17 protein-coding genes and 2 tRNA genes are annotated in these 15,080 nt (G+C 70.2%); 14 read left to right on the forward strand and 5 right to left on the reverse strand.

Translation table 11 applies throughout. The annotated features are described in order from the left end of the window. Positions 1 to 40 precede the first annotated feature (40 nt). From tmk to B0B14_RS02805, 5 genes are all read left to right on the forward strand, one after another. Positions 41 to 667 (forward strand): dTMP kinase, encoded by a 627-nt coding sequence (tmk, locus tag B0B14_RS02785; RefSeq protein ID WP_076681231.1) that lies wholly within the window; start codon positions 41 to 43, stop codon positions 665 to 667. Positions 668 to 677: 10 nt separating this feature from the next. Beyond that, on the forward strand, positions 678 to 1,865 hold the full coding sequence (locus B0B14_RS02790; RefSeq protein WP_083710297.1) for a DNA polymerase III subunit delta': 1,188 nt from the start codon (positions 678 to 680) through the stop codon (positions 1,863 to 1,865). Beyond that, the gene (locus tag B0B14_RS02795; protein ID WP_076679998.1) at positions 1,862 to 3,412 is read left to right on the forward strand and encodes an alpha/beta hydrolase; all 1,551 of its coding nucleotides are present in this window, start codon (positions 1,862 to 1,864) and stop codon (positions 3,410 to 3,412) included. The genes B0B14_RS02790 and B0B14_RS02795 overlap by 4 nt, the downstream gene beginning before the upstream one ends. Before the next feature lie 70 nt (positions 3,413 to 3,482). Continuing rightward, positions 3,483 to 3,558: transfer RNA gene (locus B0B14_RS02800), tRNA-Thr, on the forward strand. Then, positions 3,550 to 3,978 carry a hypothetical protein gene (locus B0B14_RS02805; RefSeq protein ID WP_256714227.1) on the forward strand — a complete coding sequence of 143 codons (429 nt, stop codon included), beginning with the start codon at positions 3,550 to 3,552 and terminating at the stop codon, positions 3,976 to 3,978. The genes B0B14_RS02800 and B0B14_RS02805 overlap by 9 nt, the downstream gene beginning before the upstream one ends. A gap of 15 nt (positions 3,979 to 3,993) precedes the next feature. On the opposite strand, the gene B0B14_RS02810 is transcribed toward B0B14_RS02805, so the two are convergent. Then, a complete protein-coding gene (locus B0B14_RS02810) occupies positions 3,994 to 4,887 on the reverse strand; it encodes an EamA family transporter (RefSeq protein WP_076680000.1) in 894 nt (297 codons plus the stop codon). A gap of 60 nt (positions 4,888 to 4,947) precedes the next feature. On the opposite strand from B0B14_RS02810, the gene B0B14_RS02815 reads away from it, so the two are divergent. Both B0B14_RS02815 and B0B14_RS02820 read left to right on the forward strand, forming a co-directional pair. After that, the gene (locus B0B14_RS02815) at positions 4,948 to 7,266 is read left to right on the forward strand and encodes an MMPL family transporter (RefSeq protein WP_076680001.1); all 2,319 of its coding nucleotides are present in this window, start codon (positions 4,948 to 4,950) and stop codon (positions 7,264 to 7,266) included. Further along, positions 7,263 to 7,844 (forward strand): isochorismatase family protein, encoded by a 582-nt coding sequence (locus tag B0B14_RS02820; RefSeq protein ID WP_076680002.1) that lies wholly within the window; start codon positions 7,263 to 7,265, stop codon positions 7,842 to 7,844. The genes B0B14_RS02815 and B0B14_RS02820 overlap by 4 nt, the downstream gene beginning before the upstream one ends. An 87-nt stretch (positions 7,845 to 7,931) precedes the next feature. Here the strand turns inward: B0B14_RS02820 and B0B14_RS02825 are convergent. Both B0B14_RS02825 and B0B14_RS02830 read right to left on the reverse strand, forming a co-directional pair. Further along, a tRNA-Lys gene (locus tag B0B14_RS02825) sits at positions 7,932 to 8,004 on the reverse strand. A 90-nt stretch (positions 8,005 to 8,094) separates the two neighbouring features. Further along, positions 8,095 to 8,751 carry a fasciclin domain-containing protein gene (locus tag B0B14_RS02830; RefSeq protein WP_076681233.1) on the reverse strand — a complete coding sequence of 219 codons (657 nt, stop codon included), beginning with the start codon at positions 8,749 to 8,751 and terminating at the stop codon, positions 8,095 to 8,097. Positions 8,752 to 9,030: 279 nt separating this feature from the next. Here B0B14_RS02830 and sigK point away from each other — a divergent pair, with 279 nt between their 5' ends. The 6 genes from sigK to B0B14_RS02860 all read left to right on the forward strand — a co-directional run bounded on the left by sigK (position 9,031) and on the right by B0B14_RS02860 (position 13,082). Further along, positions 9,031 to 9,615 carry an ECF RNA polymerase sigma factor SigK gene (sigK, locus tag B0B14_RS02835; protein ID WP_076680003.1) on the forward strand — a complete coding sequence of 195 codons (585 nt, stop codon included), beginning with the start codon at positions 9,031 to 9,033 and terminating at the stop codon, positions 9,613 to 9,615. Then, on the forward strand, positions 9,612 to 10,454 hold the full coding sequence (locus B0B14_RS02840) for an anti-sigma factor (RefSeq protein WP_076680004.1): 843 nt from the start codon (positions 9,612 to 9,614) through the stop codon (positions 10,452 to 10,454). Before sigK ends, B0B14_RS02840 begins: the two co-directional genes overlap by 4 nt. Before the next feature lie 20 nt (positions 10,455 to 10,474). After that, the gene (locus tag B0B14_RS02845) at positions 10,475 to 10,882 is read left to right on the forward strand and encodes a helix-turn-helix transcriptional regulator (protein ID WP_076680005.1); all 408 of its coding nucleotides are present in this window, start codon (positions 10,475 to 10,477) and stop codon (positions 10,880 to 10,882) included. A 62-nt stretch (positions 10,883 to 10,944) separates the two neighbouring features. After that, positions 10,945 to 11,352 carry a VOC family protein gene (locus tag B0B14_RS02850; RefSeq protein WP_076680006.1) on the forward strand — a complete coding sequence of 136 codons (408 nt, stop codon included), beginning with the start codon at positions 10,945 to 10,947 and terminating at the stop codon, positions 11,350 to 11,352. A gap of 28 nt (positions 11,353 to 11,380) precedes the next feature. Then, the gene (locus B0B14_RS02855; protein WP_076680007.1) at positions 11,381 to 12,016 is read left to right on the forward strand and encodes a DNA-directed RNA polymerase subunit beta; all 636 of its coding nucleotides are present in this window, start codon (positions 11,381 to 11,383) and stop codon (positions 12,014 to 12,016) included. A gap of 178 nt (positions 12,017 to 12,194) precedes the next feature. Then, a complete protein-coding gene (locus B0B14_RS02860; protein WP_076680008.1) occupies positions 12,195 to 13,082 on the forward strand; it encodes an aminotransferase class IV in 888 nt (295 codons plus the stop codon). Between the two features lie 16 nt (positions 13,083 to 13,098). On the opposite strand, the gene B0B14_RS02865 is transcribed toward B0B14_RS02860, so the two are convergent. Beyond that, positions 13,099 to 13,551, reverse strand: a complete 453-nt coding sequence (locus tag B0B14_RS02865; RefSeq protein WP_076680009.1) for a hypothetical protein — start codon at positions 13,549 to 13,551, stop codon at positions 13,099 to 13,101. 83 nt (positions 13,552 to 13,634) lie between these two features. Here B0B14_RS02865 and B0B14_RS02870 point away from each other — a divergent pair, with 83 nt between their 5' ends. Continuing rightward, positions 13,635 to 14,204 (forward strand): TetR/AcrR family transcriptional regulator, encoded by a 570-nt coding sequence (locus B0B14_RS02870; protein WP_179085259.1) that lies wholly within the window; start codon positions 13,635 to 13,637, stop codon positions 14,202 to 14,204. A gap of 91 nt (positions 14,205 to 14,295) precedes the next feature. Here the strand turns inward: B0B14_RS02870 and pstB are convergent, their stop codons facing one another. Further along, complete coding sequence (pstB, locus tag B0B14_RS02875) at positions 14,296 to 15,075, reverse strand: phosphate ABC transporter ATP-binding protein PstB (RefSeq protein ID WP_076680011.1); 780 nt, start codon at positions 15,073 to 15,075, stop codon at positions 14,296 to 14,298. Between the last annotated feature and the right edge of the window lie 5 nt (positions 15,076 to 15,080).

Raw genomic sequence — 15,080 nt, forward strand, 5'->3', positions numbered from 1 at the left:
GCGCCCGGATGTCGCCGGCGACGCCGGGCGAGGCGTCTGGATCACGCTGGAGGGTGGCGACGGCGTCGGGAAGACGACCCAGTCGACGCTTCTCGAGGAGTGGCTGACCTCTCAGGGGAGGACGGTCGTGCGCACCCGCGAACCCGGCGGGACCGACGTCGGCAATCTGATCCGCGACATCGTCCTGCACCACCGCGGCGAGGTCGCTCCCCGCGCCGAGGCGCTGCTGTACGCCGCCGACCGCGCGCACCATGTCGCGACGCTCGTGAAGCCCGCGCTCGCACGCGGCGAGGTGGTCATCCAGGACCGCTACCTCGATTCGTCGGTGGCCTACCAGGGTGCGGGCCGAGAGCTCGACCCGGGGGAGGTGCGCGAGCTGTCGCTCTGGGCCTCCGACCACGCCCTGCCCGACATCACCGTCCTGCTCGACCTCGCTCCCGTACTCGCCCGTCGGCGCCTCGACGCCGACGACAAGCCGTTCGACCGGCTCGAAGCCGAGCGCGAGGAGTTCCACGTGCGGGTGCGGGAGCACTTCCTCGCGCTCGCGGCATCCGAGCCCGGTCGCTTCCTCGTGCTCGACGCGGCACGTCCTGCGGGCGAGTTGGCGGCCGAGATCCGCGCCCGCCTCGAACCGCTCCTCGCCGGGGGCGTCGGCGGGCGCGGCTAGGCTGTTCGGCATGGATGCCGCCACCAGCGTCGAGCGCTCGAGCGCCGCGCCGGAGCTGTCGCACGGCCTCCCGTGGGACGCCGTGTGGGGTCAGCCCGACGCGGTCGACGCGCTGCGGAGCGCGGCATCCGACCCCGCGCTCCTGACCCACGCGTGGCTCATCACGGGGCCCCCGGGATCGGGCCGGTCCACGCTCGCCCACGCCTTCGCGGCGGCACTCATCGCCGAGCCCGGCGATGAGCCCGCGATGCGTCAGGTTCTCGCCGGCACCCACCCCGACCTCGCCGCGCTGCGCACCGAAGGCGTCATCATCACGATCAAGGATGCGCGCGCGCTCGTCGAGCGCTCGTACTTCTCGCCGTCCCTGGGTCGGTATCGCGTGATCGTCATGGAAGACGCCGACCGCATGTCGGAGCGCACCTCCAACGTGCTGCTGAAGGCACTGGAGGAGCCGCCGGAGCGCACGGTCTGGGTGCTGTGCGCGCCCAGCGACGCCGACCTCCTGCCCACGATCCGTTCGCGGGTGCGCACGCTGCGACTGCGCGACCCCGAGATCGCCGACGTCGCGCGGCTCATCGCGCAGCGCACGGGTGTCGATCCCGCGATCGCCGAGCAGTCCGCACGCCACGCGCAGCGTCACATCGGAATGGCTCAGCGGCTGGCGACGGATGCCGCGGCCCGGCAGCGCCGCGATACGACGCTCCGCGGCGTGCTGGGCGTCCGCGGCGTCGGCGACGCGGTCGAGGTCGCCGGGCGCATCGTCGCCGCAGCCACCGAAGACGCCAAGGCGCTCACGGTGGAGCGCGACGAAGCCGAGCGCGCGAGCCTGCTGCACACCCTCGGCATCGCCGAAGGGGCCGCAGTGCCCCCGGCAGTGAGGTCGCAGCTGTCGGCGCTCGAAGACGAGCAGAAGCGACGTGCGACGCGAAGCCTCCGTGACGGCATCGACCGCGTCCTCACCGACCTGCAGTCGATGTTCCGCGACGTCGTCGTGCTCCAGTTCGGCCGCGATCACGACCTCGTCAACGTCGAGCTCGACGCCGACCTCCGCGCACTGGCCGCCGCCTGGACTCCCGAGCGCACCCTGACGGTGCTGGATCGCATCGCCGAGACGCGACGCAACCTCGACCAGAACGTCGCGCCCGTACTCGCCCTCGAAAGCATGCTCGTGACCGTCGCGAGCGGAAGGACCCCGTGAGCAGAAGCATCCGGCGCCGCGCGACGCGCCTGACCGCGGTCGTCGCCGGTCTCGTCGCGGCATCCCTCGCCCTGTCCGGGTGCCTGTACGCGATGATCCCCGACGCGCGCCCGTCCTCGAGCACCGCCCCCGACACGGAGGGCGTCGACGAGTCCCTCCTGCCGTACTACGGCCAGGAGCTCGACTGGACGGAGTGCGGCACCGGCTTCGACTGCACGATGGTCACCGCACCGCTCGACTGGTCCGACCCGTCGGTGGGCGAGATCGAACTCTCGGTCATCCGGCATCGCGCGACCGACGCCACACGCCTCGGCTCGCTCCTGACGAACCCGGGCGGACCGGGTGCGAGCGGCATCGGCATCATCCGCGACTCGCTCACGTTCGCGGTGGGGGAGCCCGCGGCGAAGGCGTACGACGTCATCGGATTCGATCCGCGCGGTGTGGGCGAGTCCACCGCGGTGCGCTGCTACGACGCCGCCGACATGGATGCGTACCTCTTCGACGTGCCGCAGAATCCGCGCGGCTCCGACGCGTGGACGCAGGAGCTCCTCGATGCGCATCGCGCGTTCGCGCAGGCGTGCGACGCCAACAGCGACGGCATCCTCCCGTACATCACGACGCAGAACTCCGCCCGCGACCTCGATCTGCTGCGCGGAGTGCTGGGCGACACGACGCTGAACTACCTCGGCTACTCGTACGGGACGTTCCTCGGCGCGACCTACGCCGAGCTCTTCCCCGAGCGGGTCGGACGCGTCGTGCTCGACGGGGCGATCGATCCCACGACGACGCTGCTCGACGTCAGCACGTTCCAGACCGTCGGATTCGAGTCGGCGCTCCGTGCCTACGTGACCGACTGCCTCACGACGGACGAATGCCCCTTCCGGGGCTCGGTAGACGATGCGATGGCCGACATCGGCGCGCTGCTGGCGAGCGTCGACGCGCGGCCGCTCCGCGCATCCGACGGCCGCGATCTCGGCGCCGACACGCTGCTCACCGCGATCATCTACGCGATGTACTCGCCGGCGAACTGGCAGTACCTCTCGATCGCCCTCGCCAATGCGCTGCAGGGCGATCCCGACGTCGCATTCCTCCTCGCCGACACGTACTACTCGCGCGAGAACGGGACGTACCTCGACAATCAGACCGAGGCGTTCCGCGCCTACAACTGCATGGACTATCCCCTCGAGACCGATCCGGAGGCGGAGGCCGCGGCAGAGGCGCTCGTCGCCGCAGAGGCGCCGACGTTCGCGCCGTACTGGGAAGGCCCGAATCCCTGCGACGAGTGGCTGTACCCCCCGACCGGCGTGCGCGAAGAGCTCACGGCGCCCGGGGCGGCTCCGATCCTCGTCGTGGGAACGACCAACGATCCGGCGACGCCGTACCGGTGGGCGGAGGCGCTCGCCGCGCAGCTCGAGTCGGGCATCCTGATCACGCGCGTCGGAGAGGGCCACACCGGCTTCAACAAGGGCAACGCGTGCGTCGATGACGCCGTCAATGCGTACCTCATCGACGGGGTCGTGACGGATGCCGACATCCGCTGCGAATGAGCCCCGAGCGATTCGCGGCACCACGATTCACCCTGTAGGATCGATGATCGTGCACGCGAAAGCGGCACGCGCCACCTTAGCTCAGACGGCAGAGCGATTCACTCGTAATGAATAGGTCAAGGGTTCGATTCCCTTAGGTGGCTCCAGCTCTCTCTTCTCCGCCTGGAGGCTCGGTGCACGCGCTCGACGCCCTGCTGGAGACCTTCACGTGGGTCGGCTTCGGCGCCGGCATCCTGGTGCTCCTCATCGCGGTCTTCGCGCGCCTCGTAGACGGTCACTGGGTGCCGACGCACGTCCTGATCGAAGACGGGCCGCAGGGCCGCGTGGCGCACTGGTTCGCCGCCGACGGCGGGGTGGGTGCCGCCCTCCTCACCCCGGAGCAGGAGAGGGCGCTCGCCGCGAAGGACGAGGCCGACGTGTTCACGCGCGACGGCGTCCATGATCGCGTCCGCCTGACCAAGGGCTCGCCCGGTGTCCGGGCTTTCACGATCCTCGCGATCTCGCTGATCGGAGTCGGCCTCATCGCGTCGATCGGCTCGCTCGTGCAGCTGTTCGCGCGCGGCTGAGCCGCGGCCCTCGCCTCAGGCCAGTGCCAGCATCCCGCCCGCGGTGAGGGCGAGGGCGAGGCCGAACCACTGAACGGCGGCGATGCGCTCGCGCAGCACGACGGCGGCGAGCAGGATCGTTCCGCCGGGGTACAGCGCGGTCAGCGCCGACACGATCGACAGGTCGCCTGAGCGCAGGGCGATCAGCAGGAGCAGGTTGGCGGCGGCATCCAGGACCCCGCACCCGATCGCGAGCCACAGAGCACGCCGCCGCGCGAGGGTGACCCTGCCGCCGGCGTCCAGAGCGGATGACGCGGAGCGCCCGGCACGGACGGCGAGGACGGCCAGGACGGCGACCGCACCGCCCGTGATGAGGGTGTTGACGCCGCGGTTCAGCAGCAGCGGCACGAGTCCGCTCTCGTCGCTGGTCTGGTCGATGATGATGAGGAAGGCGCCGATCGCGAGGCCGGCTCCCACCGCCATGGCCAGGCCGCGTGCGCTCGGGCGCACGGCTCTCTGGCCGGGGATTAATCCCACGAGGACGACGGCGACGAGTGCGAGCGCGAGCCCCGCGTAGCCCCACGGAGCGAGGGTCTCGCCTTTCACGAGGAGTCCCCACAGCATCGGAGCCACGGCGGAGACGACGGCGGTGAGCGGCGACAGGATGCTCATCGGCCCGATCGCGAGGCAGGCGTACAGCAGCACGATCGCGATCGCTCCCGTGACGCCCGAGAGGGCGCCCCACGCGACGTCTGCCGGCAGCCAGGCGTTGCCGAAGAACGGCAGGGCGAGAAGGAGTACGACGAGTCCGGTGAGGGCGGCGATCGCCGTCACTGCGAGCGGGCGCAGCCTCCGTGCGGCGAGCCCTCCGAGGAAGTCGGCGGAGCCGTAGACGAGCGCGCCGACGAGGGCGAGGGCGGCGGAGAGCATGGCCTGTCCAGCATAGGGATCCCGTCGCGCGCGCCGGGGATTGCTAGATAAGCTAGCGACATGTCGAGCCGCCGTGAGCTGAAGAGTCCGCATCACGCCGAGCGTCAACCCACCCGGTGGCTGCGCATCGGCATCCCGGTGTTCCTCGTGCTGCTGTGGCTCGTCGGCGGGTCCATCGGCGGGCCCTACTTCGGCAAGGTCGACGAGGTGTCGACGAACGACCGGTCCTCCTTCCTCCCGCAGAGCGCGGATGCCACGCAGGTGAGCGAGCGTCTGCCCGACTTCCTCGGCGATGACAGCATCCCCGCCCTGATCGTCGCCACGGGGGACGGCACCCTTTCGGATGCCCAGATCGCCGACCTCCAGTCCTTCGCCGACGAGGTCGCCGCGATCGACGGCGTGCAGGACGGCGTCTCGCCGCCGATCGTGTCGGAAGACGGCGAGGCCGTGCAGATCTTCGTCCCGATCGACTCGTCGGGCGAGGTGAGCGAGATCGTCCAGGAGATCCGCGATCTCGCAGCGGAGCTGCCGGGCGGGCTCGAGGCCTGGGTCACCGGGCCTGCGGGCTTCACTGCCGACCTGGTCGCAGGATTCCTCGGCATCGACGGTCTGCTGCTCGGCGTCGCGCTGATCGCCGTGTTCCTGATCCTCGTGATCGTCTATCGATCGCCGCTGCTGCCCATCCTCGTGCTGCTCACGTCGGTGTTCGCGCTGTGCGTCGCGCTGCTCACCGTGTGGTGGCTCGCCTTCGCCGGGATCTTCGTGCTCAACGGACAAGTGCAGGGCATCCTGTTCATCCTCGTGATCGGCGCGGCGACCGACTATGCGCTGCTCTACGTCGCGCGGTACCGCGAGGCGATCGCGGAGGGGAGGGCGAGGTGGGATGCCACGACCCGCGCCTGGCGCGGATCGTTCGAGCCCATCCTCGCCTCGGGCGGAACGGTCATCGCTGGCCTGCTCTGCCTGCTCCTGTCCGACCTCGCGACGAACCGCGCCCTCGGTCCGATCGCCTCGATCGGCATCCTGTTCTCCGTGCTGTCGGCTCTCACGTTCCTTCCCGCGCTCCTCGCGCTGGTCGGGCGGGCCGCGTTCTGGCCGTTCATCCCGAAGCACGCGCTCGCCTCCGCACCCGTCGACCTCGCGGCCCCCGTCACGGGACTCTGGCCGCGGCAGGCGCGGTTCGTCGCCCGTCACGCCCGCGCGGTGTGGATCGTCTGCACGGTCGTGCTGCTCGCCGGGGCCTTCGGCATCACGCAGCTCAAGGCCGACGGCGTGCCCTCGAGCGACCTCGTCTTGGGCCAGTCTCAGGCGCGCGACGGTCAGGCGGTGCTCGCCGAGCACTTCCCCGCCGGATCCGGCAGCCCTGTCTACGTCATCGCGCCCGAGAGCGACCTCGCCCAGGTCGTCGGCGTGCTCGATGAGTCCGACGGCGTCGATTCGGTCGCCGTCGCCTCCGAGGACTCGCCGACCGGGCAGGCATCCGTCACGATCGAGGACGGCGAGCCGGTGTTCGCCGTCGCAGGCCCTCCCGGCACGGCCGCGCCCGAGCCGACGCTGTCGGACGGCGACGTCCTCGTGATCGGGACGCTCACCGACGCCGCCGACTCCCTCGCCGCGGAAGACACCGTGCGCGAGCTGCGCACGTCGCTGGACGACGCCCTCGGCGCCGGCACGGCGATCGTGGGCGGCGAGACCGCGACCGACATCGACTCCAACGACACGTCGATCCGCGACCGCACGATCATCATCCCGGTGATCCTGATCGTCATCCTGCTCATCCTGATGCTGCTGCTGCGCTCGATCCTGGCCCCCGTGCTGCTCATCGGCACCGTCATCCTGTCCTTCGGCACGGCGCTGGGGGTGAGTGCGCTGGTCTTCGACGGCGTGTTCGGATTCCCGGGCGCCGATCCCGCGGTTCCGCTGTACGGGTTCGTCTTCCTCGTCGCGCTGGGGGTGGACTACAACATCTTCCTGATGTCGCGCGTGCGCGAGGAGTCCCTGGTGCACGGCACTCGTCCGGGCATCCTGCGCGGGCTCGTCGCGACGGGAGGTGTCATCACGTCGGCCGGGCTCGTGCTCGCGGCGACGTTCGCGGCGCTCGGGGTCATCCCGATCCTGTTCCTCGCCCAGCTGGCGTTCATCGTGGCGTTCGGCGTTCTGCTCGACACGTTCGTGGTGCGGTCGCTGCTCGTGCCGGCACTGTCGTACGACATCGGGCGCGCGATCTGGTGGCCCTCGAAGCTCTGGCGGAACGGCCCGGAGACGCGGGATGCCGCGGCGGGGGAGCCGAGCGCACGCGACGTCGATCCGACTGATCTCGTGGCGGCGGACGGACACCCGCTGACGCGCGAGGAGTACCGGCGTACCCTCGGATCATGAGCAAAGCGCTGTTCATCGTCGATGTCCAGAACGATTTCACCGAGGGCGGAGCGCTCGGGGTGGATGGCGGCGACGCCGTCGCCGAGGGTGTCACGCGCTATCTCGAAGCGCACGCGGGCGAGTACGCCGTGATCGTCGCTTCGCGCGACTGGCATGATCCCGACAACGACAACGGCGGGCACTTCGCCGATGGCGAGCCCGATTTCGTCGGCACCTGGCCCGTGCACTGCGTCGCCGGCACCGCCGGCGCGGAGTACGACGAGGGCTTCGTGACGGATGCCGTGACCCATCACGTGCACAAGGGTCAGGGCAAGCCCGCCTACTCCCTGTTCGAGGGTGTGACGGACGAGGGCGACACGGTCGCCCATCTCCTCGAGGCGCACGGCGTCCTCGACGTCGACATCGTCGGCATCGCGACGGACTACTGCGTGCGCGCATCGGCGCTCGACGCGATCGAGCACGGCCGGAGGGTCCGCATCCTCACCGACCTCGTCGCCGGTGTGGCAGCGGAATCGAGCGAGGCGACCCTCGTCGAACTCGCCCACGCGGGCGCTGTCCTGGCCGAGAGCGGCGTCTGACGCCATCCCCCTGCGGCGGGCGACCGGGCGGCACCGTGGGGGAGCGCGACGAAGGGCGGCACACTCTGCGTGTGCCGCCCTCGCTCGTGGGCCCCGTGGGGCTCGAACCCACGACCCGCGGATTAAAAGTCCGATGCTCTACCGACTGAGCTAGAGGCCCTCGCCTCCCAGCCTACTTCCCTCCGGGCGCACGAGAACGCGGCCGCCGGTGCCCTTGAATTCACCGGCGGCCGCGTGGTCACGCGAGGTCTTACATCGGGGGCATGAGCACCGTGTCGATGAGGTAGACCGTGGCGTTGGCGGTCTTCACGCCGCCGCAGATGACGGTGGCGTCGTTGACCATGATGTCATCGCCCGAACCGGTGACCGTGACGTCGCCGCCCTGGACCGTGGTGTGCGTGCCGTCGATGTCGGCCGGCGCGATCTGGCCGGGGACGACGTGGTACGTGAGGATCGACGACAGCAGCGCGGTGTCGGTCTTCAGCGTCTCGATGGTGGCCGCGTCGATCTTCGCGAAGGCGTCATCGACCGGAGCGAAGACGGTGAACTCGCTGCCGTTGAGCGTGTCGACCAGGTTGACGTCGGGGTTCAGCTGACCGCTGACCGCAGCGACGAGCGTCGTCAGCAGCGGGTTGTTGGACGCGGCCGTGGCGACGGGGTCGAGTGCCATGCCCTCGACGGATCCGGCGCCGTCCGGAACGGCCTCGGCGTAGGCGGCGCAGCCGGCTCCGACGAGGTCGGCGGCCGGGTCCATCTCCTCCATGGCGGGAGCGCTGGACTCGGCGGCGGGTGCCGAGGGCTCCTCCGACGTGGCGGTCGAGCCGCCCATGGAACAGGCGGACAGCGCGAACGCTGCGGCCAGAGCGAGGCTGATCCCCGCGGTGGTGCGAATCTTGGTGCTGAGCATGATGTGACCTCCGGTGTGGTGGTTCGCCGCGGAAGCGGCGTACACAGGGTCTTCGGAGGGGGTGCGCGATCGGATTGGACGAATTCCGAAATCTCTCCGACCCCGTCTCGGCATCCCGCGTCAGCACGGCGAACCGGCGTCAGTACACAGTCCGCGCAGAGGAACCGCGTCACCACAGAGAACGGGTGTCAGCGCAGAGAAGGAGCGACGGAGTGTACTCCATCGGACTCGCGGGGTGCAGGGTCGGCAGGAGTCCGTTCGGTACGGAATGATGGAGTCATGGTTATCGACGGTGCAGACGTCTCCGAAGATGCGCCCGTCGACCATGTGGCCGAGCTCCTCGTGGCGACGGCTTCGGGCGACCAGGCCGCCTTCGCCCGCCTCTACGACATGCTCTCCTCGCGCGTGTTCGGCCTCATCCTCCGCGTGCTCGTCGATCGAGCGCAGAGTGAAGAAGTGCTCCAGGAAGTCTTCCTCGAAGTGTGGCAATCCGCAGGCCGCTTCGCTCCGAATAGGGGCCAGGGAAGATCGTGGATCCTCACGATGGCACATCGCAGGGCCGTTGATCGTGTGCGTTCATCGCAGGCGAGCACGGATCGGGATGTGCGCGCGGGGTTCCGGGATCTCGACGTCGCATACGACGGCGTCGCGGAACAGGTGGAGATGAAGATCGAAGGGCGAAGGATCGCGAGACTGCTCGCGGTGCTTCCCGACGCCCAGCGCGAGGCACTGACACTCGCGTACTACGGGGGATACAGTCAGAGCGAGATTGCGGCGCTCGTCGGGGCGCCGCTGGGGACGATCAAGACGAGGATGCGCGACGGATTGTCGCGCCTGCGTACGGAGATGGGGGTGACGTCGTGAACGTGCAGGAGTTCGCCGAGCTGGCTGCGGGGCATGCGCTGCATGCGCTGTCGCCCGACGATGAGCGCGCCTTCGCCGCCGCTCTCGCCGAGCATCCGGAGTGGGCGGGCATCGCCGACACCGATGCGGCGACGGCCGTCGTGCTGTCGGAGGGCGTCTCCGAGGTCGCGCCGCCGCCGAGCATCCGCGCGGCCCTCCTCGCGCAGATCGCCCAGGACTCGCACGTCGCCGAGACTCCTCCGGCGCTCGAGGCGGAGTCTGCCGCCGAGACCGATCCCTTCGCCGGACTTCCGCTGCTGCCCGCCGTCACGGCGGAGGAAGCAGCCCAGGCCGACCCCGTCGAGCCTCCCGCCTCGACGGACATGCTGCAGACGGTGCAGCGTCGCACGTGGACGCGCGGTGTGTTCGCGCTCGCGGCATCCATCGCCCTGCTCGTGGCACTCGGATTCGGCGCAGCACTCGTCGGCGAGCTGCTGACGCCCCAGCCCGCCGCGGTCGTCGCCCTCCAGCAGATCGAGGGGGCACCCGACACCCAGTCCGCCGTCGGTGAGACCGAGGACGGCGCCGTCATCACCGCCTATTGGTCGGACTCGGTCGGCAAGGCCGTCGTCGTCACGAACGACCTTCCCGAACTCGCGTCGGATCAGGTCTACCAGGCGTGGTTCGTCCGCGGCGAGACACCGGTGCCGGCCGGCACCTTCGCGACGGATGACGGCTCCGCGACGGCGCTGCTGTCGGGCGGAATGGCCACGGGCGACGTCATCGCCCTCACGGTCGAGCCGGCCGGCGGCTCCGAGGCTCCCACGACGACGCCGATCGTGGCGATCCCCACGGCCTGACCGCCGGGTATCGTCGAGCCGTGGCATCCGGCTCTCCACCTCTCGCGTCGCTCGTCCATCTGCGCCGCGCCCGCGATCTGATCGATCGCGACTATGCGCAGCCGCTGGACGTGCCCGCACTCGCGGCGCGGGCCCACATGTCGCCCGCGCACTTCTCGCGCGAGTTCAGAGCCGCGTACGGAGAGACGCCGTACGCGTACCTCATGACGCGGCGGATCGAGCGGGCGATGGCGCTGCTGCGCAACGGCGCGAGTGTGACGGATGCCTGCGTCGCCGTCGGCGCGACGTCTCTCGGGTCGTTCAGCTCGCGCTTCAGCGAGATCGTGGGGGAGACCCCGAGCGCGTACCGCGACCGTCGGCACGATGCGGCCGAAGCCATGCCGCTGTGCATCGCGAAGATCCTCACCCGTCCGACGCGGTACGTCTGAGGCGATCCGCACCGAGCAGGATCGGAGAAGCGGAGACAGACGGCGGCCTCTAGCCTGGCAGCATGTCCACCGTCTCCCTCGCGTACTGCCCCATCACCGTCGACGACGTCGACGCGGCGATCCCGTTCTATCGCGACGGCCTCGGCCTCGAGATCGTCGGCGACGTCTCCTATGACGGCCACCGCTGGGTGAGCTTCGGATTTCCGGGCCAGCCCGGCCTTGCCGTCGTGGTCTCCGACCCCGCAGCCGGCCGCTCGCCGGATGACGGCGAGGCCCTGACCCGACTCGTCGTGAAGGGCTCCGGCCCCGGACCCTACGTGTTCTCGACCGACGATCTCGACGCGACGTTCGAACGACTCCGGGCGGGAGGAGCCGAAGTGCTGCAGGAGCCGATCGCCCAGGACTGGGGACCCCGGGATGCCGCGTTCCGCGACCCGGCGGGCAACCACATCCGGATCAACCAGGCCTGACCGCTGCGACGGCGGTAATCTGGACGGGATGACCGACGCGCGCGACTTCCACAGGCCGGTGCGCCGGCCCTCAGAGCTCTTCGACCGCCTGTTCGCCGCCGAGGATCCGGCGGAGGTTTCGCGCATCGCCCATTCCACGGCGCACGCTCTCCTCGCCCGCGTCAGGGCGGATCCCGAGGCCGACGTCGTCGGCAGGCTCGTGGCGTTCACCGACGACCACGGCATCGACGACATCGCCGAGCTGTGGTCGCGGTCGCCGGCGAAGTCCCTGCCGGGCGCGCTCTGGCGGCTGTATCTGCTGCAGCTCATGATCCACGACGATCCGCAGACGGCTGCGCTCCTCTACGAGCGCGGACGCGTCGAGCTCGACTCGGTCGACGCCGTCGTGGCCGGTGCGCCCGTGCCCGCGGGACCCGACGAACTCGTCGGACTCGTCGACACGATCATGCGCGGACTCTTCCAGGGCGACTTCGCCGTCGCGTTGGAGCGTGCAGCGGCATTCTGCCGGGTGCAGGCATCCGGTGCCACCCACTGGGCGGACGACTATGAGGTGACCGAACCCGAGCGTGCATCCGCGTTCACGACCCGGGCGGCGCGGCTCGCCGACTACGCCGGCGACCTGTCGAGCTGCGCGGCGCTGTGGCGCCGCGACGCGCTGAACTGACGTCGCGGGAATGCCGCGCCGACCCGCTCGGTTACACTGGAACAGCCGGGCCGCAGTAACCCCGGGCTCCATCTTCTGCCGCTATGAGCGGCTCCGCGCCGAGAGGCGTTCTGCGGCCCGGCACTTCTGCGTCCAGGCACTTCTGCGTCCAGGCATCCGTCGCGTCTAGGCTCATGACATGACTTGGCGCTATGCCCTCATGATGGTCCCCGCCGCCGCTGACGACGCCCGCACCGATTTCGCCGAGACGTTCACCGCCGTCGATCCGGCGTTCCCCGCTCTGAGCGTGGGCGAGCTCAGCACGCAGCGCGGCGACGGGATCTTCGAGTCCATCGGCGTCGTCGACGGCCACGCCCAGGAGGCCGAGGCCCACCTCGACCGACTCGCCCATTCCGCGCGCCTGTGCGATCTCCCGGCGCCGAACCTCGCGCAGTGGCGTGAGGCCGTGCTGCAGACGGCGGCGCACGCACCGCAGCGAGGGGAGGGCGTGATCAAGCTCATCCTGAGCCGCGGGGTGGAGCACGGACCCACTCCCACGGCCTGGCTCACGGCGGCGGATGCCCCGGACTTCACGGCGCCGCGGGAGAACGGCGTGCGGCTCGTGACGCTCGATCGCGGTCTGGACAGCGGCGCCGCAGCCCGGGCCCCGTGGCTGCTGCTGGGTGCGAAGACCCTGTCGTATGCGGTGAACATGGCCGCCATCCGCGAGGCGAAGCGGCGGGGGGCGGATGATGCGCTCTTCGTCTCGTCCGACGGGATCGTGCTCGAGGCGCCCACGGCGTCGCTCATCCTCCGGTTCGGCGACCGCTTCGTGACCCCCGCGCACGACGGCGGCATCCTCCCCGGGACGACGCAGCTCAGCCTCTTCGAGCACCTCGAGGTGCTGGGCCATCAGGCGACGTACGAGACCATCCCGCACGCCCGGCTGGCGGCGGCGGATGCGGCGTGGCTCGTGTCGAGCGTGCGCCTGGCCGCGCCCGTCTCGGCGATCGACGGTATGCCCCTGTCCGTCGACCGGGAGCTGTCGGCGTCGTTCAACCGCTACCTGCTGAGCCCGCGCGACTGAGCGGTAGGCGCTGCGGTCACAGTGTGACGCCCGACAGCGCCCGCCGCGTGCGTGCGATCATGCCGCGCATCAGGAACGGGAGCGCGGCACGCACCGGCAGCGACATCAGCTGAACGCCGGCACCTTTGAAGCGCAACGCCGTGACGACGCGCACGAGGGCCATCTCCTCGTCGACCCCGATGCCGATGCGCACGTCGAACCGGCGGCCGTCGACGGCGACGAGGGCCTCGTCTCCCTCGACGTGGCGCACGCGGAGTGCGTCGCATCGGAGCGATCGGCCGGTCAGGAGCGCGCGAAGCGAGAGGACGCCCGCGAGCCAGCGGGGGAGGGCCGCCGCCGACAGGAGCCGCCGCGCCCAGGCCGCCGGATCTGCGGTGGCGTGGGCGGGGAGCACGTCGATGCAGACATGCGTGTAGTCGGGGTCGGTGATGTCGGCCAGCACGAGCGACCAGAACGACGGCTGCTTCATCCGGTCTTCTCCCTTCGGCTCCCCCGAGCGGCATACGCCACCGTATGGTGGGCGACGAAGAGACTATACGGTACGGTACGGACATGGCAAGACTGTCCCGGGACGACTGGATCGACGCGGCGTACGCACGCTTCAGCGACGACGGGATCGCGGCCGTCGCCGTCGAACCGGTCGCTCGGGCGCTCGGCGCCACCAAGGGATCGTTCTACTGGCACTTCGCCGACCGGCGCGCACTGGTCGACGCCGTGCTCGACCGGTGGCGCGACCTCGAGACCGAGCAGCTCATCGCCGAGGTCGAGCTCCTCGACACGCCTCAGGACCGGCTCGCCCGCCTGTTCGAGATCATCGGCCACCGCTCCATGCAGCGCAGCGGGGAGCGCACGCTCTACGCGGATGCTGCCGCCGCGCAGGTGCGGGAACCCGTCACCGCGGTCACCGAGCGGCGGGTGGGCTACCTGGCGGAGCTCCTCCATGCGTGCGGGGTGACGGAGGCGGAGGCGCGACGACGCGCGATCCTCCTGGTGTCGGCGATCATCGGCTTCCAGCAGCTGCTCGCCAGCGGATGGGTTCCCGACATCCACCCGCGCGCTCTCGTGGACACCCTCTACGGCGTCGCCATGATCCCCGAGGGCGTCACCCGCCCCGGGCGCTGATCCGCCGGTACCGGCCCGCCGACCACCCGCACCACGACGGAGGGGTGGGATGCCGCGGCATCCCACCCCTCCGTCGTGTGTCGGACGCCACCTATCCGAAGCGACCCGAGACGTAGTCCTCGGTGGCCTGGACCGACGGGGTCGTGAAGATCGTCGAGGTGTCGTCGTACTCGATGAGCTTGCCGGGCTTGCCCGTTCCGGCGATGTTGAAGAACGCCGTGCGGTCGCTGACGCGCGACGCCTGCTGCATGTTGTGGGTCACGATCACGACCGTGTACTCGTTCTTCAGTTCGCCGATGAGCTCCTCGATCGCGTAGGTCGAGATCGGGTCCAGGGCCGAGCAGGGCTCGTCCATGAGGATGACCTCGGGGGAGACGGCGATGGCGCGCGCGATGCACAGACGCTGCTGCTGGCCGCCCGAGAGACCGGAGCCGGGCTTGTCGAGGCGGTCCTTGACCTCGTTCCACAGGTTGGCGCCCTGCAGCGACTTCTCGACCAGCGCGTCGGCGTCGGACTTCGAGATGCGCTTGTTGTTCAGCTTGACGCCCGCGAGCACGTTCTCCTTGATCGACATCGTCGGGAACGGGTTGGGGCGCTGGAAGACCATGCCGACCTGACGGCGCACGAGCACCGGGTCGACGTTCTGGCCGTAGAGGTCCTCGCCGTCGAGGAGGACTTCTCCCTCGACGCGTGCGCCGGGGATGACCTCGTGCATGCGGTTGAGGGTGCGCAGGAAGGTGGACTTGCCGCAGCCCGACGGGCCGATGAACGCCGTCACGCTGCGGGGCTCGATCTCGAGCGAGACCCCCTCTACAGCGAGGAAGTCGCTGTAGTACACGTTCAGGTCGTTGACTTCGATGCTCTTGGACACGATTC

The organism is Microbacterium sp. RU33B, from assembly GCF_900155915.1.
Taxonomy (GTDB): domain Bacteria; phylum Actinomycetota; class Actinomycetes; order Actinomycetales; family Microbacteriaceae; genus Microbacterium.